General features: G+C 58.6%; 15 protein-coding genes and 7 pseudogenes. 15 read left to right on the top strand and 7 right to left on the bottom strand.

Features of this window, described 5'->3' with window-relative positions:
• Window positions 1-3 precede the first annotated feature (3 nt).
• From X743_RS150000 to X743_RS1000000173445, 11 genes and pseudogenes are all read left to right on the top strand, one after another.
• Window positions 4-483, top strand: a complete 480-nt coding sequence (locus X743_RS150000; protein WP_023766859.1) for a NifX-associated nitrogen fixation protein — start codon at window positions 4-6, stop codon at window positions 481-483.
• A 27-nt stretch (window positions 484-510) separates the two neighbouring features.
• The gene (locus tag X743_RS150005) at window positions 511-1,296 is read left to right on the top strand and encodes a response regulator transcription factor (RefSeq protein WP_023766858.1); all 786 of its coding nucleotides are present in this window, start codon (window positions 511-513) and stop codon (window positions 1,294-1,296) included.
• 105 nt (window positions 1,297-1,401) lie between these two features.
• A complete protein-coding gene (locus tag X743_RS0136445) occupies window positions 1,402-2,289 on the top strand; it encodes a universal stress protein (RefSeq protein WP_031257905.1) in 888 nt (295 codons plus the stop codon).
• Window positions 2,290-3,590: 1,301 nt separating this feature from the next.
• Window positions 3,591-4,760: a TlpA disulfide reductase family protein gene (locus tag X743_RS150010; RefSeq protein ID WP_023766855.1), complete on the top strand. Its 1,170-nt coding sequence runs from the start codon at window positions 3,591-3,593 to the stop codon at window positions 4,758-4,760.
• 335 nt (window positions 4,761-5,095) lie between these two features.
• Window positions 5,096-5,566, top strand: a complete 471-nt coding sequence (locus tag X743_RS12460) for a DUF269 domain-containing protein (protein ID WP_023766854.1) — start codon at window positions 5,096-5,098, stop codon at window positions 5,564-5,566.
• A 25-nt stretch (window positions 5,567-5,591) separates the two neighbouring features.
• Window positions 5,592-5,795 carry a CCE_0567 family metalloprotein gene (locus X743_RS150015; protein WP_023766853.1) on the top strand — a complete coding sequence of 68 codons (204 nt, stop codon included), beginning with the start codon at window positions 5,592-5,594 and terminating at the stop codon, window positions 5,793-5,795.
• A complete protein-coding gene (gene fdxB / locus X743_RS150020; RefSeq protein WP_023766852.1) occupies window positions 5,792-6,109 on the top strand; it encodes a ferredoxin III, nif-specific in 318 nt (105 codons plus the stop codon). The genes X743_RS150015 and fdxB overlap by 4 nt, the downstream gene beginning before the upstream one ends.
• Window positions 6,018-6,461 carry an exopolysaccharide production repressor protein gene (locus tag X743_RS1000000174125; RefSeq protein WP_348625903.1) on the top strand — a complete coding sequence of 148 codons (444 nt, stop codon included), beginning with the start codon at window positions 6,018-6,020 and terminating at the stop codon, window positions 6,459-6,461. Before fdxB ends, X743_RS1000000174125 begins: the two co-directional genes overlap by 92 nt.
• Before the next feature lie 871 nt (window positions 6,462-7,332).
• Window positions 7,333-7,647, top strand: a complete 315-nt coding sequence (locus X743_RS1000000173455) for an amidase family protein (RefSeq protein ID WP_023766850.1) — start codon at window positions 7,333-7,335, stop codon at window positions 7,645-7,647.
• Window positions 7,647-7,880: an amidase family protein gene (locus X743_RS1000000173450; protein ID WP_031257904.1), complete on the top strand. Its 234-nt coding sequence runs from the start codon at window positions 7,647-7,649 to the stop codon at window positions 7,878-7,880. Before X743_RS1000000173455 ends, X743_RS1000000173450 begins: the two co-directional genes overlap by 1 nt.
• Before the next feature lie 574 nt (window positions 7,881-8,454).
• A pseudogene (locus X743_RS1000000173445) lies at window positions 8,455-8,685 on the top strand (transposase); the annotation flags it as partial.
• Window positions 8,686-9,602: 917 nt separating this feature from the next.
• Here the strand turns inward: X743_RS1000000173445 and X743_RS150035 are convergent.
• The 4 genes and pseudogenes from X743_RS150035 to X743_RS150040 form a co-directional block, all read right to left on the bottom strand.
• Window positions 9,603-10,802: an IS91 family transposase gene (locus tag X743_RS150035; protein WP_023766849.1), complete on the bottom strand. Its 1,200-nt coding sequence runs from the start codon at window positions 10,800-10,802 to the stop codon at window positions 9,603-9,605.
• Between the two features lie 10 nt (window positions 10,803-10,812).
• Window positions 10,813-11,693: pseudogene (locus X743_RS01000000169200) on the bottom strand (tyrosine-type recombinase/integrase).
• Window positions 11,694-12,012: 319 nt separating this feature from the next.
• Window positions 12,013-12,681 (bottom strand): annotated as a pseudogene (locus X743_RS0136430) (transposase); the annotation flags it as partial.
• A gap of 143 nt (window positions 12,682-12,824) precedes the next feature.
• Complete coding sequence (locus tag X743_RS150040) at window positions 12,825-13,604, bottom strand: IclR family transcriptional regulator (RefSeq protein WP_023766845.1); 780 nt, start codon at window positions 13,602-13,604, stop codon at window positions 12,825-12,827.
• A 78-nt stretch (window positions 13,605-13,682) separates the two neighbouring features.
• Between X743_RS150040 and X743_RS01000000169195 the strand changes: the two are divergent.
• A pseudogene (locus X743_RS01000000169195) lies at window positions 13,683-14,709 on the top strand (IS630 family transposase).
• A gap of 118 nt (window positions 14,710-14,827) precedes the next feature.
• On the opposite strand, the gene X743_RS1000000170900 reads toward X743_RS01000000169195, so the two are convergent.
• On the bottom strand, window positions 14,828-15,394 hold the full coding sequence (locus tag X743_RS1000000170900) for a GNAT family protein (RefSeq protein ID WP_031257902.1): 567 nt from the start codon (window positions 15,392-15,394) through the stop codon (window positions 14,828-14,830).
• 410 nt (window positions 15,395-15,804) lie between these two features.
• On the bottom strand, window positions 15,805-17,073 hold the full coding sequence (locus X743_RS1000000169900) for a CoA transferase (RefSeq protein ID WP_023766842.1): 1,269 nt from the start codon (window positions 17,071-17,073) through the stop codon (window positions 15,805-15,807).
• Between the two features lie 444 nt (window positions 17,074-17,517).
• Between X743_RS1000000169900 and X743_RS150045 the strand changes: the two genes are divergently transcribed.
• On the top strand, window positions 17,518-18,837 hold the full coding sequence (locus X743_RS150045) for an aspartate aminotransferase family protein (RefSeq protein WP_032923194.1): 1,320 nt from the start codon (window positions 17,518-17,520) through the stop codon (window positions 18,835-18,837).
• Between the two features lie 447 nt (window positions 18,838-19,284).
• Window positions 19,285-19,516: pseudogene (locus tag X743_RS1000000172860) on the top strand (IS6 family transposase); the annotation flags it as partial.
• A 352-nt stretch (window positions 19,517-19,868) separates the two neighbouring features.
• On the opposite strand, the pseudogene X743_RS1000000170890 reads toward X743_RS1000000172860, so the two are convergent.
• Window positions 19,869-20,241 (bottom strand): annotated as a pseudogene (locus X743_RS1000000170890) (transposase); the annotation flags it as partial.
• 183 nt (window positions 20,242-20,424) lie between these two features.
• On the opposite strand from X743_RS1000000170890, the pseudogene X743_RS01000000169190 reads away from it, so the two are divergent.
• Window positions 20,425-21,912 (top strand): annotated as a pseudogene (locus tag X743_RS01000000169190) (ISNCY family transposase).
• The last annotated feature ends 86 nt before the right edge of the window (window positions 21,913-21,998 follow it).

The raw sequence follows: 21,998 nt of genomic DNA, 5'->3' as shown, positions 1-21,998 counted from the left end.
GAAATGTTTGAAGCCGCTGTTAGCCCTGCCGCCACCGAGGACGAGGCGGCCCTTGCCACCCCGTTCGTCAAATGCCTCGTGCGGCTGATCCGTGCTAATGATTCCCACGGGTCATGGGAAGGCAAATCGGACGCCGAACTGCTGGGCGACTTCATCATCACCAGGGAACAGCGCCGTGCAATTCCAATCATCGGCGATCCCGATCCGGACGTGCTGTGGAGGCTGGATAAGTTCTACACCGCCGTCGGGCTTGCGATTGAGGAACGCTCCGGCCTGATGGCATCGCCGATGATGGAGATAAGCCATGAGGGCTTCGGGCGCGTGCTTTTCACGGCCGGGCGACTGGTCGTTCTGTCCAAGACCCTGCGCGACGTCCATCGGTTCGGCTTCGAGACGTTCTGGAAACTCGCCGCGGCCGGTACCCAACTGGCCGGCGATGCCACCGCAGTCATTGAGGCTTATCCCGAGATGGCGCGGTCGTGATGGAACCGATTTTCGATCAAGGGGATCATGTCAGGCCTTGAGGACATGCGATGGCCAGCCCACTCAACCGAGGCGGTCGATGCCGATTTGGTTCTTGGGGTAGCGCTGATGAAGCCACTGGTCCTGATCTGTTCGCAAGATGCTGAGTTGTATCTGTTCCTCAGCCACATTCTGGGAGTGGACGGCTTTACGAGTGAGCCGGCAGGCGGGGTGAAGGAAGCACTTGCATTGGCCGATGAACGGGAGCTCCAGGCGGTAGTGCTGGACTGCGGGCCAGCAAGCGCGACAGGCTCCACAATCTGCGCCCGGCTCAAGGGGGAGCCCCGGACCGGCGGCCTGCCCGTTATTGCCATGATCGCGCCGGGCGCCGAGAACCAGCACCTCGATCTCTTGAAGGCAGGCATTGACGAGAGCTTTGTGCGGCCCTTCGCGCCGGCTAAGCTGCTTGACTGTCTACGCACGAAGCTCGCGCTGCCACAGCCGGGTTCAAACGGGATAAAAAACGGCAGCTGGCTCAGTTGCGGCAGCCTTGAGATGAAGCTCGATGCTCACCGGGTTCGAGGTAATGGCCACGACATCCATCTCGGACCTCTCGAATTCAACCTGCTGCGGCAATTCCTTGAGGCTCCCGGCAAGGTCTTCAGCCGAGACGAGCTGATCGACGCGGCCTGGCCGGACAATATCCATATCGGTGAACGCACTGTCGACGTCCATATCAGCCGGATTAGAAAGGCGCTGAAGGCGGCCTCGCCAGGCAGCGTCATTCGTACCGTCAGGTCTGCCGGCTACTCGCTCGAGAAGCCGGACGAGTAGATTGGGCAGGGGTGGTGCCACGCCCCATCTGTCGTCGTGGTCCGGGCAGGTCTTGCAGCTTCGAAACGCGCTACGGGCGCGACATACTTAGAAAGAAGCAGTCAGATGGCCTTCAAAAGCCTACTCAGTGTAGCGGGAGCTGACCATTCCGACCAGGACGTCAGAACAGCTGCGAGCTTGTGCGCCGAGGTCGGCGCATATTTGTCCGTACTGATTATGTCGCCTCCGCGGCTCGTTATGTCGCCTCCGCCGCTGGGCGATGGCATCCCCGAGTGGCCTAGAAATCGCGCACACGCCATTGCCGCACCGGAAAAACGGTACAGGCAAATCGAGAGATTTTCACAAGACACGGCCAGTCTGGAAAAAACATCCAGGGAAATTCACCAACTACTAAGAGCCACGTGGCGGTGCTATGATGTCGATATTGACAACTGCGATCAGGCCAGCATCGGTGACGCGGTGCGACAGCGGGCGCTCTGCAACGACCTGACAATCGTAGGCCCCGCACTTCTCAACGACATTAACGTCGGTCCCCTTGTTATCAACGGCAGCTTGTTCGATACGGGAAGGCCGGTGCTTGTCGTGCCGGTGGGCGCTGAGGCGACTCTGTCGCCACGGCGCGTGCTGGTCGGCTGGGATTCGCGAGTCGAGGCGTCCCGTTCGGTTCGGGAAGCGCTGGATCTGCTAGCCGGTGCTGAGGAAGTTCGCGTCGCACTCGTCGATCCGGAGGCGACCTGCACCGGAAACGGCGCCGAGCCGGGAGCCGACATCGCTGCCTATCTCACTCGGCACGGTGCTCGGGTGTCGGTCGACCGGCTGGCGAGCCGCGGCAAACCGGTGGCCACGGTGCTAGCGCAGCAGGCAATCGACACGTCTGCCGACCTGATCGTCATGGGCGCTTATGGCAGCCGCCGGCTGCGCGAGCGGCTCGCCGGTGGCGTGACAAGATGGATAGTTGGGAAGCCGCCATTGCCGCTGTTTTTGGCCCGCTGACGGGTTCTGAAGTAGCACCGATGCTGTTCCAAGCTCTACTCCCCTGGTCACCTACCCTGATGCGAAGTCGGAGAAAGGTCGCCGCAAACGAGCAGGTTTCGCGCAGCTCATGAGCAACTTGCAAGCGCCGTCGCGAAGAACATTCCCCGGACGCCTCGGTGTCTGCTCGCCGAGACAACCGTAACGCGCAGACAAACGGCCGGGCAGAAGCCCAGGCGTCCTCAATGCGCTCAAAACACCAATACTCGAGCCGGCGTCAGGTCGAGAAAGAGATTCGTTTCAGCGCGGCAGGCCGCGTTCGGACCGTAGCCTCATCGTATTGGCGTTATCACGATTTCCCTCACCACTGGCCGGGAACTGAACACGGCAATGACCGTGCAGCGGCCAAGGCACCGACCTTCGAGTCCGACGATTGCGCTGTTGCCGGCCCTCGGCGCGACCGGTGGCACCAATTACCTGTCATCGCCTGGGATGGTAGCCGGCCCCGCTGCGAGGGCGGTCTTCGGCGTTTTCAGTCTGCCCGGCCCACCGCGTGGCGACCGAGCGGCCTTGAGGCCGGTCAATTCCGACAACGCTCACATTCGCACCAGGCGGTCCCTGTAGGGCCTGTGCACAGGGACACAGAACAACAAAAGTAGGAATCCGGGAGAGTTCACCGGCCCGGCACAGGCCGGCACTCATCCTGGCCCTCTTCGTCACGATCATCATCTGGCGATGACGGTACTCGCGACCCGCAGCCGGACATAACCGGCGTCGTCGTGAAGAACTCTTGCGTCGCCACCTGGAATTCAAGCGCAAAGCGGAAGAGGTAGGGCAGAGGCGATGCTCGGATGGAGCGGCGCCTGCAATCGCAATGGCGTTGCGCTACCACCTGAGCGACCGAAACGGCAAGAAGCTCAAGCAAGGCTTGAGGCGGACGATGATGACGAGGCTGGCGGTAGCCAAGGCGGTCATGCATCTGTTCGTCCCTATATGTCGAGACGTCCGTGGCCACGCTTCTGTGCCGATGGGAAGCGGGTGATGCGTGTCCAAGACCTGACAGTGGCAGAAAACATGTCGCGTCCAATACAACCGGCTATCTTGCGCGCCCCAGAAGTTTTTTAAAGTATAATCAAGCGTTTACCGCACGCTGAGCGCGTTGGCACGGCCTTTGCGAATTGAGATTCAGCAACACTGAGTGAAGGCTGACTGCACGCAGATGCGCAAGGCTCTCTTCGTTGAACCCTCGTGCCCCGTCTCAAAGGGGGAACAAGCTTGCGCATAAGGTCACGCAACCTTTGGCAACAGCTTTGGAGGGCAAGATGATGTTGCGGATGGGGTCTCCGGCTCCTTCGATCAAAGTGGAGGACTGGCTGCGTGGCGAGCCCCTTGCGGACTTCCAGCCCGGCAAAGTCTATATCGTCGAATTTTGGGCAACTTGGTGCGAACTATGTGCGGCGGAGATGCTCGAGCTGATGCGGCTACAGGAGAAATACAAGGACAGCGGACTTGAGGTCGTCGGGATCGCGGCTGATGAAGACGCTCCAACGGCCATCGAGGCCCGGACCAAGTTGGACGCGTGGTTGGCCGAAGAGTGCTCGAAACTGAACTATCGGATCGCGTTCGACTACACAGGCGAAATGAAGAAGCTTTGGAGGGAACCCAGCTTTTGCGTCGGGATTCCGACCTCGTTCGTAGTCGACCGAGACGGCTGCATCGCCTTTATCGGTCATCCGAGCCAACTCGGTGAGGTTTTGCCGAAAGTGCTCAACGGCAGCTGGCGTACCAGCAAGAAAGCGAAAGCCGCCGATCATGAGCGGATCGCCACAAGCGAGCCCCTGGCGCGCGAACAAGCGTTGAAGAAGCCGATCGATGACAGGTTCTGGGCGGCGGAGAAGTTGGAAGATTGGAAGACGGCGCTCTGGGCGATCGAAGAGGGCATTGCCTTGATGCCGGACGACCTCAATTTCCGCCTGGCTCATGCACATCTGTTGCTTCAAAAAATACAAGACATGTGGACCGGCTTGGCCGTGATGCGCCAGTTGGTTCGCGACGCGATCGACAAAAATTCCGAGGATTGGATGGTTTCGGCGCTAGACCAACTTTTCCATCCGGCCAATGACCATTCGCGCCTTCCCCCTGCTGAGCGCTTCGCGATGGGCAAGGAGCTGTCCGAACACATCCTGGCGCTGAATCCCCCGCAAGGCGACAGTCCTAAGTTCCGGTCCTATCCCGCGGTCGCCCGGTACTATCATGAGAATGGCAACAATGATCGCGCGATCGAGTTGGTCGAACTGGCACTGACGTCGCTGGACGGTCCGGAGCCTATCCCGGCCGAATTGAAAGAGCAGCATCTGCCGGATTTGCTGCACGCCCTCGCCAAGTACAGGGGTGCGAAGGCTTGTTGCAGCGCTCTCTTTGCGGCTGCGCAAAACAATTTCCCGAAGGTGCCAAACCGCGGTCGGCCGAGGAGGAAAGATAAAAAAGGGTAGTTGGTCGGAAATGGCTTACTGGCCAATTCGTCCATTTCCCTGGCGTGACCGCAGCAAGGAGGGTCCATGCAGCACTTGGTCGATCGTTTGCAGCAGGATCGCGGCTCAAATCTTCATGGCCTGTGGCCGCATTGCGGCGGAAGTGATGTTCAACGCGAATTCGCGTGGAAGACTTCGCAGTCGAGGACGTGTTCAAGGTCGACCCGAGGGACATCAATTGCGTGGAATCACCCGCGCCGAGCCGGGCGTCGGCTGCCCAAGTGTGCCCGAAGTAAGCGTCCCAGAAAACAGACATCCTGCTTCGAGGAAGAGGACTGAAATGAGGAGAAGGCGAAATGTCTGAAACCGCAATCAGCCCTGCGGTCAACGAGGACGAGGCGGCCCTTGCCACCCCGTTCGTCAAATGCCTCGTGCGGCTGATCCGTGCTCAGGAGTCCTACGGCTCATGGGAAGGCAAATCGGACGCCGAGCTGCTGGCCGACTTCATCGTCACCAGAAAACAGCGCCGTGCGATCCCTGTCATCGGAGATCCCGATCCGGACGTGCTGTCGAGGCTCGACATGTTTTACACCGCCGTGGGGCTTGCGATCGAGGAGCGCTCCGGCCTGGTGACACCGCCAATGATTGAGTTGAAACCCATGGGGGCTTCGGACGATTGCTTTTCACGGCCGGGCGGTTGGTCGCTCTGTCGAGACATCCACCGGTTCGGCTTCGAGACGTTCAGGAAGCTCGCGGAGGCCGGTACGAAACTGGTCGACGATGCGACTGCAGCCATTGAAGCTTATCCCGACGTGGCACGGGCGTGAAGAAACCGATTTCGAGGAAGGATCTATGTCAAAGCTAGATGAGATGGGGAAGAAAGTCCGAAAGCTTCAGCTGCGCGCGGCAGTTGCCAAGATGAAATTGCGCGACCTTCCAGAGGATCTCCCGGGAAAATGGACGGAGATAGAGGAAGTTGCCGAGGAAACGTCGGCCGTTTTTGCCGAGTTGGATGGTGCCAAGAGAGAGCTCGCTGCAATGAAGAAGTTACGATGAGGAGCACATTCACCACCCGCGACGGCTCCGGATGGATGCCGGAATATCTCACCGCTATAGACGGCACGACCTGCATCGGCTGCGGCCGCTGTTTCAAGGTCTGCTCGCGCGAGGTCATGCACCTTCACGGCGTCGATGATGCGGGTGAAATCCTCGGCGTCTGTGACGCCGAGGACGACGACTTCGACGGCGAGCTCAATCGCATGATCATGGTCGTCGACCATGCTGGCCGCTGCATTGGCTGTGGAGCTTGCGCCCGCGTCTGCCCGAAGAACTGCCAGACCCATGTTGCGGCCGACAAGGTCGAAGCCTGATCTCAGGAGACAAACCAGGAGAACGGCGTTGCCCTTAAAAATCTTTTGTCGCGTCCTGGGGCTGGTCCTCTGCAGCAACGCTCAGATTGTCTACTTCGCTTCTCATTCCGTCAGCACAGTAGTCGTCACGACGCTGGCTTGTTCGTTGCTCCTTCAGTTGGCCTATTTCGCAAGCGTGCTCTTTCTGATCTGGCGGTCTGGCTGCATTAGCCGAGCTGGCCAAAGGGCTGAGCATTTCGACAGTTGCAAGGAAGTTGGATCCGAGCCGCCAGACCTTGATGACGTGACGAATGAATCCCCAGATTTGCTCCAGCGCGATCAAATGCTGGCCATATCGCTGCTGCTGCCTTGAGGCGCCATGACAAGGTCAGTGCTCAAGCTGGCGCCACTTTTGACCAACCATAAACATTGAGCAGATATTAGAAGGAATACTGTGCCTGAGAAGTCGGTGGTGCCCGCGATCCGGTCATTCTAGTTAATCCAGGAGATGCAGTTCTTGAATGCCATACGCATTGGGGTACGCGCGGGCCTACAACTCCTCTTACGAACGCACCGCCGAATTGCCTCGCTGGCTTCATCGCTACAATTGGCATCGCCCTCATGGCAGCCGTTGAGCAAATCGGTCAGCACCCGCAGCACGTGATCATCTGAAGGGCAGCCAAGCCATCCCGGGACCACCTCGACGACAGTGCCCACACGATCAGCATTCGATCATGGGAGACTGATTCGACATCTCTCGGGACTCCGCCCTTTCCGGCGACGAGCGAGCTCTTCCGGACTGCGATTCCGCGCCCGGCCAGTCGATGGCGAGAATTCCGACACTGGACGACCAGGCGATGCCGATCGCACCCATCCTCTGCCAACGACCGAGAGATAACTCCCGCGTGCTTGCCGTCGTCGGCCCGTCTGTCGGAAACGCGACGATATCAGCTCCGAGACACGAGTGTGGCGGAAGCGAATGGTGCCGTTTCCCAATGTTCTTCTCGTCGGCACGACAAATGCAGTGCTCTTGGCAGAGCGTCTGTAGCAGCGAGTGATGAGCGATCATCGCGCGCGCGCAAATGACGGAGGCTACGGCTGTCAGATACCAGGAGAGAACATGATGACACAAGTGCAGATAGCTGCGGCGCAGGGTGCAACAGCGCTCATCGTCCTTATGGGAGTGTGTGAGCAGGCTTTAGGAGAAGCTGCGACAGAAATCTACATGACTCGTTGAAAATGGAATGATCGTGAACTCTCAGAATATCGGCTTCATTCCGGCTGTCGAGGTGGCCGAACTGATCCGCACCAAGAAGATTTCGCCAGTTGAGTACATTCGCGCCCTCCTGGCCCGCATTGCCGAGCTGGAGCCCAAGGTAAACGCCTTCGCATACCTCGCCGCAGATCGCGTAATGAATGATGCCATGAAGGCGGAAGCTGCGTTGATGAGCGGTGTGCGAATTGGACGCTTGCACGGGGTGCCCGTCACGATCAAAGACCATTCGAACACCAAGGACATGCCGACACAGCACGGTAGCAAGATCTCGCCGAGAAGCTGATGCCCGATCATTGGCCGACGCATCCTTGGGACTGGATCACGTGGGCGGAGTTCTCTTACCCATTCAACATGTCTTGGAACCCTGCCGCAAGCGTACCATGCGGCTTTACTCCGGCGGGGCTGCCAGTCGGACTGCAGATCGTTGGCAAACGCTTTGACGATCTGGGCGTGTTGCAGGCTGCAGCGGCATTCGAAGAGATGCAGCCATGGGCTGACAAGCGCCCGCGGCTCTGATCAGACTTCTCAACTCGTAGAAATCTAGGACGAAAGCTCATCTTGGAACGAAGAAGCCCGATCGCCGCCAAAGCTTTGCGCGAGCTAGGTGTTTGATCCGGGTTCACATGACATTCTTAGGTCAAGAGGTGTGTTAGGGCTGCTCGTGTTGTTCCAATTTGGTGGCGGAATCCAGAGCTGGGCCCGATTGCGTGATACGGTTTGGCCGATCGAGCTTAGTGAAACTCACATAGGGTCGCCGCTTGGAACGGCTGCACCAATATCCGGCTGCAGGCGGCAGGCGCCCAGAAGGCGAGATCTCGGTTCGCCTCCTGGATCCGCCGAGGCTGGCCAGGCCTCGAGGGATGGTGCGTCGGTGTGGTCTCGTCTGATAGCTTTCATGATCGCACCCTCGATGACGCCTGCGGTCACGTATTTTCACGGAGCCACGAGCTTAGGGCGAAGATCGTTGTCTCTTTGAGGCGCCTCTGATTGCGCATTGCGCGTTAATGAAACCAGCGGGTCAGCGCTGAACCCTGTTGATTGCACGCAGCCACAGCCAGGCCAACTCGATCATCGTCGTTCAGCAGTCGGGGTTTGCCGGCCCTCGAGAGAGCTTGAGGAATGGTTCGAGGCAGAGCCTTGGCGAACGTCACGAGAGTTGCTTAAACGCTTGCAGGTCAAATATCCCGGCGTGTATCCCGACAGCCTCATTCGAACCGTGCAGCGTCGAATGAAAATCTGGCGCAGTACGCAAGCCAATGCGTTGGTGTTCGGGCCATTCGCCGATACCGCCCGGACGGAAATTGTAGAGGTCGTGCGGTGAGATCATCCCCGAGCAAGACGGGATGGGCAGAGGCTAAATCTCGGGGAGAATCAGTGAGGCAATCGAGAACATCCGAGTGAGGCAACGGCATTGTTCTTTGGGAACACTCTTGGGCGAGGCAATACGAATCTCATCCTGATCGCCGCGCCGCACCGTGGCCGCGGCTCTCAAAGCCCGACCGAGAAAAACCTAAAGACGCCGGCGGAGGCGCTTGACGAGTTGCCGTCGTGAGTGAACACAATTGGTGTTGCGACGACCGCTTGAATCCGCCCTATACGCTTGTGGGGCCTATTCCGAACTTCTGCATGTTCACGGTATCCAGGCGAGCATGAGCCGGTCGGCAACCGTTACGACAACGCGAAGGCGGAGAGCTTCATGAAAACCCTGAAGCAGGAAGAGGTGTGGGGCCTCGCCTAGTCACTTGCGTTCATGTGTCCTCTCCTTTCGCGTCAATTGCGACGGAGAGAGCCTAAGCTATGCCGATCCAGCTACCGCTATGTTGAGGAAAGTGTTGGTAAAAACTTGCTCACTCGGCATAGTTCGGTGATCGGCATAATGCAGAGCGTTTTTAGCTTGGCGTCGCGCTGCAAGGCGGGTGGCGAGAGCGCGCTGCGGTGGATCGCGACGGTGAGCTAAAAACGTGTTGGACTAAGCCGCCGGCACGGGTGGCCGCTATGGGTTTTCAATTAGGGCCGCACCCATCAACAGGCATCTCTTGGTGGTGCGGACGCGGCGATTGAGGCGTGGGGTGCGCCGAAAGCGGCACGGATATCGGTTCCGGCATGTGAGGATCGGCGCCGCGGCCTGCCTGGGACAGCTTGCCGGTGATGACGGCGCACACTTTTGCGGGGCCGGCTCAGTTTGGCTTCCGAGCAGGCCGGCGCGATGCTGATGACAACGAAGGCGACGCCCCTGCTTCATGACGTATCTTGGTATGGCGGGCGTCCGGTGACGCCGTCGAATGTTTCGATGATGATCATCTGCCCGCGATGGCACGCCGGGCATTGCCTGAGGGAATGCCCCGTAAGGTCCTCGTAGCGGTCGCGATAGTCCTTTGCGGATCGGCTGTCCGACGGCTCTGGAACTGGCATGCCGAGCAGGTCACGACAGCAGGCGAGCTTTTGCGCGCGATAGCGATTGCCGAGGAAGCCGTAATAGCGGATGCGATGGAAGCCCTCGGGCAGGACGTGTAGCAGGAAGCGGCGAATGAACTCGTCGGCCGCGACGGTCATGACCTTCTGCCGACTGCCGTGCCGATAGTCCTTCCAGCGGAAGGCGACTTTGCCGTCCTCGATGGCGACGAGGCGATTGTTGGAAATGGCGACGCGGTGGGTATAGCGGCCGACGTAGTCGAGGACCCGTTCGGGACCGGCGAAGGGTGGCTTGGCATAGATGACCCATTCGGCCTTCCGTAGCGGTGCCAGATAGCGCCGGAACGCATCGCGCTCGCTCAGGGCCTGCAAGTCAGAGAAGAACTTCAACTGGCCGGCGTCGAAGGCTTTCTCCAGATGCTCCGGGAACAATCGTCGGAACAGGCGTGAGAGCACCCGGACCGGCAGAAAGAAGCCGGGCTTGCAGGCGATCCATCGATCGCCGTCGGCAGAAAGGCCGCCGCCTGGGACCACGCAATGCAGATGCGGATGATGGAGCAGGTTCTGGCCCCAGCTGTGCAGCACGGCGAAGAAGCCGATCTCGGCGCCCAGGTGCTTGGGGTCGGCAGCGATGGTGCGCATGGTCTCGGCGGTGGCGCGGAAGAGAAGACTGTAGACGAGTGCCTTGTTCTGAAAGGCAATGGCGGCAACGGGCTCCGGCAGCGTGAAGACGACGTGGAAGTATTGCGTGTCGAGAAGCTCGGCGCGACGATCCTCCAGCCATTGCGCGCGGGCCAGCGACTGGCAGCGGGGGCAATGACGATCGCGGCAGCTGTTGAACGCAATGCGGCTATGGCCGCAGTGATCGCACGCTTCGACGTGCCCGCCGAGCGCGGCGGTCCGGCACAGTTCGATCGCCGTCATGACGCGGCGCTGGGCGGTCGACAGCGACGCGTCATGCTGCTCGCGATAGGCTTCTCCGTAGCAGCGGAAGATATCCGCCACTTCCGGCCCCGAGCGGGCCATCGGCGCGAGCTCAGAAGTACTGAGGCTTGGCGGGTGGCGGCAGGATGGGCGCCGGACGCGGCAAGAGCTCAAAAGGGCTCGATGTGGCGCAGACCTTGTTGGTGGCAATCCGCAGGTAATGGGCGGTGGTCGCGAGGCTGCGGTGACCGAGCAAGAGTTGAATGGTGCGCACGTCGGCGCCGGCTTCCAACAGATGGACGGCGAAGGCGTGCCTCAGACTGTGGGGCGTGACCGGTTTGGACAAGCCGGAGCGGTCGCGCGCTTTCGCGCAGGCGTGTCCCACGGCATCCCTGGTGATCGGCTGGTCGGCATGATCGCCGGGGAAGAGCCACGCCTTTGGCCGGCGCGCCTTCCAATAGTTACGCAGGATCTCCAGCAGCTTGGGCGACAGCATCACGTAGCGGTCCTTCTGGCCTTTGCCCTGCTCGACGCGAATGACCATTCTCTGGCTGTCGATGCCCGTGGGCTTCAGCCGAACCGCTTCCGAGATGCGCAAGCCGGCGGCATAGCAAGTGGTCAGGATGGCGTGGTGTTTGACGTCGAGGACGCAACCGAGGAACCGCTGAACCTCCTCGGGACTGAGGATGATCGGCAGCTTCTGCGGCTTCTTGGGAAGCGGCAGGACCTCTTCAGGCGCCCAGTCCCCTCGAGCGTCACCTTGTAGAGAAAGCGCAGCGCCGCAATGGCGATGTGGATCGAGCCGGGCGCCAGCTTCTTCTCGTTGGTCAGATAGATCTGATAGGTCCGAATGTCCTCCCGCCCGAGCAAATCCGGCGACTTGCTAAAGTAGCGGGCGAATAGCGAGACCTGTTGCAGATACGACAGCTGGGTGTTGAGCGCGAAGTTGCGCACCTGCATGTCCTCGCTCATGCGCTGGCGAAGTTGGGTCATGACAAGCTCCTTTGTCCGATGGAATGGGCTGCAAGCAGCCACTCCATGCTGACGCAGTCGGAGCTTGTTGTGGACACATGACCAGCGCGACAGACGACGCCATCAAGACCACGCCGTCGGCACACACCCTCCTTGCCGCTCCGCAATCGCGGAGCGGGTTAGTCCAAACCTGCTTATGCGGCGCGCGGCATATCCGTTCATCGCGGCCTGTCCGATCGATCGGTCTCGCGGCAGGGCCGCATGGTCAAGCGGCTGCTGCCCGCCCTCGGTGAGGATCCGCGTGTCTATAGCGCCGCCACGATCCGCGCCGTGTTCCGCGCCGAAGCGCGATCTGATGCGCCGGGTGATCGAACGGTTGCTCCTGCAGCCAGCGCAAATAGCGCATCGTCCAGCCCTTCTTGCGGGGATAGATACGCCCGTGCTTGAGCATGAAGGCGCTCACATGCTGCCGATGGACGCGAAGCGTCTCGACCGCGGCCGCCCGGGCGCGGACGAGATCCCGCATGGCTTCGTGACCTTCATCAGGAACCCAAACCGCGGTCAGTTCGCCGGCGCGCAGCAGTCGAGCCAACGCAAGAGAATCCCGGCGGTTCGTCTTCACCCGATCGCCGGGCTTCCTTGGGATCAGCGATGGGGCGACCACCATGCATTCGTGGCCGAGCGATCGGATCAACCGATAGAGACCGTAGCCGGTCGGGCCGGCCTCGTAGCAGAAATACACCCGATCGAACTTGGCGGCGATCCGCCGGATAACTCGGCGCATGCTCTCTTCCAACGCGTCGACCTCGCCGAAGAAGCGAACCTCTCCCTCCCGGCCAGCGTCCGCAATCGCGATGGCGTTCCTCAGCTTCGCGACATCGATTCCGACAAATGCTTCCCTATAATCTGCCACGGCTCGTCCTCCTGTGATGAGGATCGGCTCGGCCCGCCCGAGCAACCCTCGGACGCGCAGTGTAGGGCGAGCCACCTCACCGACAGAGGCGGACATACGGTCTTACCGTCAAGCGCGGCAGTGACGGCCTCTACAATCCGCAAGGGCGCCACTCGATGCTGGGGCTACCTCAGCCCTATTGAGTTCGAGGAAACGGCGATGTTAGCTTAATGCCTGTCCACCGAACGGATCATCGCGAATTAGCTTGCCTTAGTGCACGGTTGTCTTAAAGGCCACAATTCCCCAAGCTTCGCTGCGGCAGCCAGAACGGAGGACGCGACGCTACCGTGCTGTTCCTCAGTAAGGCGTGAACTGGGCCCGGCGACACTGACAGTACCTACCGCTGGGCCACCTATCAAAGTGATCGGAGCTGCGATGGCCACCACACCCGGTTCTGTTTGCCCGTCAGAAATAGCCCAGCCGCGTTTTCGGGTCAGTTTTAGTTCCTCTATGAAATCTTCCACCGACGAAATCGTCCCGTCTTGCCCGTCATCAGCGCTTTTGATCACGATGCGAAGCGCATCTTTCGGGAGCAACTTGGACAGGTATGCCTTGCCGTTGGCTGTGCTCCCGAGACGCACCTTTGCCACCATCTCCGGCTGATACTTCAGGCCGCTTTTTGCGCCTTGGACCTGCGCTATCCATGTCAATGTCTCGCCTTGGATGACCGCCATCCGAACCAACTCTGCGCTCGCGGCTGCAAGCTCCTCGAGCACAGGCTGGCATACGTCCGTCAGGTGTGTCGCGCTGAGAAAACGTTGCCCCAATATTGCGAGACGTAGCGAAAGTTTGTAAAATCCGGTAACTTGTTCTTGTTCTACCCAACCGATCTCGCATAAGACGTTCAGCATGCGGTGGGCGGCACTTTTCTGCAGCCCCAGCTGCTCGGCAATTTCGCCCAGCCGCATGGCCGCCGCTTCGTTAGCGAGTAACGAGACGACGGCGAAGCAGCGCTCGACCAGAGAGTTGACAACGCGCACCTCGAATTCCTCCTTCCATTAAGAATATGATTGTCCCATCGGCTAAAGGTTCCCACCTAGCGTAAGAGTCCGGGTGGGATTTCCGTTAAGCGCACAGGAATATCATTCACCGTTTCGCTGACCGATCGCCAGCGCCTGACAGCACTGATCAGAGATCGCAATGCGCCGCAGGAGTACATGCGCGGCTGTTGAGCTCCGACGGCTTGGGCCACCGTCGAAATTATGCGGTAAACCGGCAAGTCGAAGGCCTGTGTGTGGCGCTGGCAGGAGGCTTCGAGGGACTGTGCGCGAGAAGACGCGGCCCTCGCGCATTCCGCCGCTCGGACCGGAAGGGGCCGAGCGTCGCTGACGTTGCGACACCCGCCGGGCGAGACGACGCACTGGACTGCCGACATGATGGCGCAAGCGGCGAAGTCAGCCTCAGCGCGGTGCGTCCCATCTAGAAGGCATACGGGCTGCAGCCGAATCGCTGGCGGCAGTGCAAGCTCTCCACCCATCCGCACTTCGTCGACAAACTGCGCGACGTCGTCGGCCTCTACGCCGACCTGCCGGCGAATCCCATCGTGCTTTCTGTCGACGAGAAAAGCCAAATCAAGGCGCTCGACCGCACCCAGCCCGCCTTGCCCGTGAACAAGGGGCGGCTCGCCACCATGACCCACGACTACAAGCGCAACGGCACGACCACGCTTGTTGCTGCTCTCAATGTGCTCGACGGCGCCATCATCGGTCGCAACATGCAGCGCCATCGCCACCAGAAGTTCATCCGCTTTCTCAACGCCGTTGACGCCGAGGTGCCGATCGACAAGGCCGTCCACGTCGTCCTCGACGATGACGCCGCCCATAAGCACCACAAGGTGCGTGCCTGGCTCAACCGCCATCAGCGCTTCACCATCCACTTCACCCCGACCTCGTTTTCCTGGCTCAACGCCGTCGAGGGCTTCTTCGCCAAACTGTCGAAGCGTCGCCTCAAGCGGGGCGTGCTCCATTCCGTCGTCGACCTGCAGGCCGCCATCAATCGCTACATCGCCGAGCACAACCGGCCACCCAAGCCCTTAGGGCCGCCGATCCCAACGAAATCATCGCTGCGGTCGAAACCAAGCGTTAGATTCCATCGATTAGAGCGGTCAAGTTGGCCCTACTGTGAGTAGACGGTGTGCAACTTTGGTCGACCCCGATGCGTACATCGGAGTTTTTTGACCGAATGAAGCGCTCCAGGTCGAAGCTCAGCCAGTAGACGACGCCTTCAATTTCCCCCAATTCTCAGCCTTGATCCGGTACAGTACTTGACGCTGCAACGGGTCATCGCCGGCCATGAGGGGGTGGTCGAAATCATCTTTTGGGTTGTGGGTCATTCCCAGCCGCTCCATAACGCGTCTGGAGTCCAAATTCGCAACTGCAGCGTTAGCGACAATTTCGTTCAATCGAAGATGTCCAAATCCAAATGCAAGCGCAGCCGATGCTGCTTCAGTGGCGTAACCTCGGCCCCAATGGGCCGAAGCGAGCCGCCACTCAATGTCAACCGCCGGCGTGAAATGCGCTTGATATGGCACTTTGACAAGACCACAGAAGCCAATCAGTTTAGCCGCACCAGATAGCTCCAGTGCCCAAAGGCCATACCCGTGCTTATTGAAGTGCTCGCGTTGGCCCGCAATCCAAGCTGCCAGAACACGCCGATCCGCAAGTTTTGCGACATACCTAGCCACTCTGGGATCATTGTTGATACGTGCCAATGGCTGTAGATCTTCGGGATTCCATTCGCGTAATACGAGGCGTTTCGTTGTTAGGTTCATTCGTAGTTCCCCCGTCCGCCAGAGATGTCAAACACTGTGCTCGTCCAGAAGCTGGATTCGTTGGTGCGAGCCAAGGCACAATAGAAGCGATTTCTTCTGGTCTGCAGACGCGCCTCATCGGGTAGAGTCCTCAAAAAGTTCAGGTTCTTCCGGCGTCTCTGTTCCGACAAGCTCATCCCTCAACATCCGTGTAATGGAGTTTACGAGTATTCCTATTCTTCAGTTCCCGTCCTATAGTCTTGCTAAGCCCTACAAGGCCGATCAGGATGTCGATGTTTCCCGGCGTCTCAATTATTTGCGCCAACACATTTTAACTAAGTTAGGACCTGTCACATCACGGCTCGTGCTCAGATCACCCCTTGAGCATCAGTGAGGTCCAAGTCGCAAAGTTCTACTTGGGTCGCATCGCTTCAAGAGTCTCGAGCTAGCGAAGTCGCAGGGACCCGAACCGCTCCAGTAGAAATTAGGGATTTAATGTCATCTGCGCCGACGCCTGCTTCGCGGAGAACCTCGATCGAGTGCTCTCCCAACGCAGGCGCCGGACGATCGAAGACGAGAGGAGAATCTGTAAATTTCACCGGCTCAACGGCCACCCGGTAGCTGCCGCCATAAGTGTGGTTGACCTCACGAATGAGGTCGCGGGCGACGTCAGGATCGGCAAGCGCTTGGCCAACGCTTCGGACAGGAGCTAACAAAGCGCCCGTCGGTGAAAGACCTGAAATTACCTCATCAGTAGTTAGCTGACGGATCTCATTTGACAGGCATGCCGCGATTTGATCACGGTTGGTCAAGGCACCTTTGCCTTCGAGCAACGGCACGATTTGATCTGCTACTCCCAGCGCCACCGCTATGTCTGGCAAAGATGCCGCATGTGCTACAAGGGCCACCGCACCGTCAACAGTTGCGTAAATACCATAAGGCGCCCCGTTGCAGACGTGGCTGATGGCATGCCGAGCTCTTGTTGGCGGTGTCTGCGCGTTTAGAAAATAGGTGGACTCCGATGCCAACAAGTGTAACGCGCACGAGATCATGTCGACACGGACCCACTGTCCACGGCCTGTTTGATCACGGTGCCTTAGAGCCGCCTGTATACCGATCACGGCTTGCGATGCGGTGTACGTATCCACGACATAGGCGCCCGCCGGGATGGGTGGACCGCCCGCCGGTCCGCCGAGGCTTGCGATGCCCGAAAGAGCTTGAATGATCAAGTCTTGACCCGGCTTGTTTTTGCTAGGCCCAGCAGGATCGTATGCAGCTATAGAGCAATAAATTAAGCCAGGGTGCTCGGAGATAATTTCTTTGTTACCGAGACCCATTCGCTCCAAAACGCCTGGCCTAAAATTTTCTAGGATCACGTCCGCCGGCGAGATCAGCTTTCGGATGACAGACCGTGCTTCCGGCCTCTTGAGGTCAATGGACAGCGACCGCTGGTTTCGATTCATGCCTAAAAAATAGGGACTCGGGGCGTCATCGGGAGCTGTGGACTCCTTGATCCCGCTGCGCTGAAAATCACCCGTTGGCGCCTCAATCTTGATAACTTCTGCGCCCAGCGAGCCCAGGTACTGCGCGGCAATTGGGCCAGCGGCATAGTGCGTAAATGCCAAGACTCGAATGCCGCTTAACGGATGTATATCGGTACGTGCTTCCAACTTGCTGGTCGCGTCGGGGTTTTTCACCATTTCTAGCCTCTATTTTTCATACGCGCGAAAAAGTTCCGGGATGTATCATCCGGCTTTGAAAACAGCTGCGCTTGATCGGAACCGTCAACGTCCTCACGCCGTCGTGCTGGACATATATACATAAGACGTGAAGTTATCATTATAAAGAGTTCGTAAAAGTAATGTGACGAATTTTGGACAAACAGTGTTGTCTATGTAACCAAGTATATGCCATTCTATTATGCGTCGAAATATTTTGTAAACAAACTAAACAAATAGACGTCTTTTTTTTACCCGTGTCCGGTTGACTCGCTTAACTTTTGCGAAATGATGGGCCTCTTCCCGGAGGCAGCCGGCTCAATCTTCTCAGACAAATAGGATGAGAGGTCACGGACGCATGCTACTACCTGCGATGAGCGCTCGGACGACCGCCATTTATGAACCTACTAGACGTCGGAGGCAAATGTGAGCAACTCGTTTAAGGCATCGGAACATCTCCTCAAGAGGGCGAGAGCTGTGATCCCGGGAGGGGTTTCGAGCGGAAATCGAGCGAATTGGACCCCGTTCCCTCTTTACTACGCTAAAGGCGATGGTGCTCGAGTGTGGGATGTGGATGGTAACGAATACATCGATTACGTACTCGGCAGAGGGCCACTAATCCTTGGACATGGAGACCCCGAAGTCATAGACGCCATATGTCAGCAACTTAAGGTTGGTCAATTTTTCGCAGGCCAGATACAGGCAGAGGCAGAACTTGCAGAATTAATTTGCTCTCTTGTGAGCAACGTCGAAATGGTCAGGTTCTGCAATTCCGGTTCGGAGGCGATCCATGCCAGTGTTCGGCTAGCTCGATCGGCGACTGGTCGGGAGAAAATCATCAGATTTACCGGCCACTATCACGGATGGTACGATGGCATTTCGTGGGGGTTTCTGGGTGCTAATACCAGTCACAGTGGTTTATCCTTTCCAGCCCCGTCGTCTCTCGGACAGCCCTCCTCGGATGCCTCCAATATAGTGACCGCTGAATGGAATGACCCGGAAGCGGTCGAAGGCGCCTTTGACAAATTCCGTGGGGAGATCGCAGCGGTCATCACCGAGCCGATCATGTTTAATAGTTTCTGGAGCAATGTCCGACCCATCAAGGGGTTTCTGAAGTTCCTTCGAGAACAATGCGATGCGAACGGCGCGCTGTTGATTTTTGATGAGGTTCAAACGGGCTTCCGGACTTCGCTCGGAGGAGCTGCAGAGTACTTCGGCGTCGCCGCGGATCTAAGCACGTTCGCAAAGGCTCTAAGTGGAAGTGTTTGCCTAGCTGCTTTTGCTGGGCGCCGGGATGTTATGAACCGGCTTGTTGTGACTAATACGGTACACACCGGAACTTATAATGCTTACCCACCCGCCATCGTGGGTACACTTAAGCATTTAACCCTCTTGGCAGCAAGTTCCGGCGCAAAACTTCGACTTGTCCATCAACGTGCAGCATTGCTCGAGCGGGGTCTTCGAGACCTAGCAAAGCAAACTCAGCTGCCTTTAGTTATTCGGGCGAGCCCCGGCGCAGTCACGACAGCCTTCAGAGTCGCGCCTACGCAGGTCCTAAATCATCGGTCGGCGGCCGAAGGCCTCGATTTTAACCTTCAGGCCGCGTGGCACCTCGCCTTGCAGAATAGAGGTGTCCGGATCACCCCAGAAGGCCTCTGGTATGTATCGGCCGCGCATTCCGCCAAAGATATAGCATTCACTCTGGATGCTGCGGGGGATGCGCTTCAAAACCTCTCGTCACGGTAGTGTAAACAGATGCAACTGTGCGTGCAAGGTCCAATATTGTCGCTCGGATTGCTTCTCCACGCCGCTGAAATTGCATGGGATAACTTGCTGCAAAGCATTCCGCGCACTTCGCTACGGCGCCATTTCATCATACTCGCCCAGAACGCATTGAGCGCCCCGCAGAGCAACATCCAATCCGCTTGCTTTCCTGGGCTCGCTCAGCTTTGGCGTCAGCCCCAGGATCGGCTCCACCGCCTTGGAGTTTCTGAACCCACGATGTCGATTGTGCGGTATAGGCGAGCGCACGAGGCGGACGGCACTCGCCATCAAACGCTGACAAGTCGCATCGTCCCCTGACGATCGCTAAGGCGACGGGTTAACTTCGTCGGGCTCGCAAGGGTTCTGTTGCAAACGTCTCGGAAAGATCATTTTCTGCATGACGCTTGCTCTTTTTTCCGGGAGTTTGTCATGTTCAAAGGCCGCCATTTTGATCGATCCGTGATCCTGCTGTGCGTTCGCTGTTATCTGTCTACAAGCTCAGCCTGCGCGATCTGGAAGAGATGATGGCCGAGCGTGGCCTGAGCGTCGACCATTAGACTGGGCGTCACTGGAAAATGGCACATTAGACCTACATCGAGGCCAATGGATGTATTTTCGTCGCGCCATCGACAGCCTCGGCGAGACTATCGACCTGCTCGTGAATAGGAAGGGAAATACTAAACAATCATCAATAAAAGGTCATAAAATAATAGAAAATTGCATAAAACTGGATTGCCCTACAATCGCCGTGAGTTCGGGATAATCATAGTTTATGTTTATAGTGTGGACGTAGAAATGGTAAAAAAAATCGTTCGTTCGCAGGCGGGTGGAGGAAATCGGCCGGGCGATGGAACTCATCTGGGGCGAAGGCATGCTTTCGCAGAGCCCCGGAGAAGATCGCGCAGATATTGGAAGGCATCGACCTTTCTGGCTACCGCGTGCTCGATGCCGTTGAGCTTGCATGACTCGATCAGCAAAGCGATCGTTCAAGGGCATTGATGACGGGACGCGTTGCGTTCGGCCAGTGCCTTGTAGCCCGCGTATCCGTCGGCCTGCAGGGTTCTGACAAAGCCCTGAAGATGCCGGATCGGCTGCTCGGCCTTCCGGTCCGGAGCGTAGAGATAGGCGACGCCGGGTAGGTCCATTCCGCCCCGAGGTCGGTCGTCTCGGACATAGGCGAACAACTGCCCGCACGTCCGCGAAGAGCTTGTCTGATGCCTTCAGCCGCTCGAACAGCCGCTCATGCACAGGGCGAAGCAGGAAAGCTGCCTTGGCCACCCAGTCGGCGAGTGTCGAACGGTCGAGATTCATGCCCTGGCGGGCGTAGATCTGGGCCTGACGATATAGGGGAAGGTGGTCGGCATACTTCGACACCAGCATATGAGAAGCCTTCCGCCTCTACCTGCTCGGCTTCCTCCAGCCCCAAAAGCAGTTGGTCCTCAGGCAGGCTCTCCTGTAGCGCGACGATCTGGATGAGAAGCGCATTGCCTCGTCAAAAATGTTCCTGAATGTTCAACCGTTGCCTCACATAAGTTGCTCTCTACCGAGGGGTGATGAGCAGGGGCAACTATGGGACGGCTGAGGATGGCCACAAGGAAAGAACTGACGGCGGCGGTTTCAGAGCGCTATCGTGCTGCGACGCGAGCGGAGAAGGCGAGAATTTTGGATGAGTTTGTCGTCGTCACGGGCTTCACCGCAAGCACGCGATGCGGCTGCTACGACGCGGCGAGGGGCCATTTGCAGGCCGGCGAGCGCGGCCGCGGATTTATGATGAAGCGAAACGCAATGCGCTAATATTGCTCTGGGAGGCGTCTGACCGCGTCTGCGCAAACGGCTGAAGGCGTTGCTGCCCGTCCTTCTCGACGCGATGGAACGGCACGGTCATTTTGACCTGGCGCCCGAAATCCGGGGCAAATTGATGGCGATGAGCGCAGCCACGATCGACAGGACGCTGGGACCGATCCGAGAAGGCTTGGGACTGCAGCGCACGCCCTGCGACCGAGCATTCCCATTAGAACATCGGCGGATTGCGACGATCCAGCGCGAGGCTTCGTTGAGGCGGACCTCGTTGCCCATAGCGGCCCCTGGGCTCGCGGCAGTTTCATCCAAACCCTCGTGCTCACCGACATCGCGACCGGCTGGACGGAATGTGCGCCGCTGCTGGTTCGCGAACAGACGCTGTTGAGCACGGTGCTCCCAGAATAGCGCAGCAACTGCCCTTCGCGCTTCTCGGCCTGGATACGGACAACGGCACCGTTTTCATAAACGAGACGTTGAAGGCCTATTGCGCCGCCGCAAACATCGTCTTCACGCGTTGCCGCCCCTACCGCAAGAATGACCAGGCCTTTGTCGAGCAGAAGAATGGCGCCGTGGTGCGTAGGATGGTCGGATATCGTCGGTTCGAGGGGCTCGAGGCCGTCACGCTGTTGGCGAAGCTCTACCGATCAGCGCGGCTGTTCGTTAACTTCTTTCAACCGTCGTTCAAATTGATCGCAAAGCAGCGCGACGGCGCACGTGTGCGCAAGACGTACAGTCCGCCGGCTACGCCGCATCAGCGTCTGGTTGCCGACCTCGCACTTCAGATGCAGTCCGCTCCCGTCTGCAGGAAATCTACGCCGGACTCGTTCTCCTGCTGTTGCGCGATATCCGCGCCATGCAGGAGCGGCTCGCTGCGCATGCCGATACTTCGCCGGCCGTGCGCCCTGACGGGGTAGCTCAGCCGATCGACCTTTTCCTGGCGACTTTGCGGACTGCCTGGAAGGACGGTGCTCTCCGGCCGACGGATCGCCCGATTATGAACGCCAAAAGAGGCCGACGTCGTCCCGACCCTCTCGTCAAGGCGACTGCGGACTTAGAAATTGGTTCGAAGCCGAACCATAGCGGACCGGCAGCGAACTACTGTCACGACTGCAGGCCGAGTATCCCGGCGATTACCCGGACAAACTGCTTCGAACGCTTCAGCACCGGCTAAAGGTCTGGCGCAGCGAACAGGCGGACGCGTTGCTGTTTGGCCGCTTGAACAAGGAGCAGCCGATCCTGGAGTGCGTTTTTCGGTAATTCCCGGACACCCTTTTCGCTAAATCCCGGACAGTGATTTCGGTAATTCGCGGACAGCGTTTCCGTTAAATCCCGGACAGTTTTCG

The sequence above is a fragment of the Mesorhizobium sp. LNHC232B00 genome, assembly GCF_000502435.1.
Classification (GTDB): Bacteria; Pseudomonadota; Alphaproteobacteria; order Rhizobiales; family Rhizobiaceae; genus Mesorhizobium; species Mesorhizobium opportunistum.
This window is presented reverse-complemented; position numbering and strand designations above follow the sequence as displayed.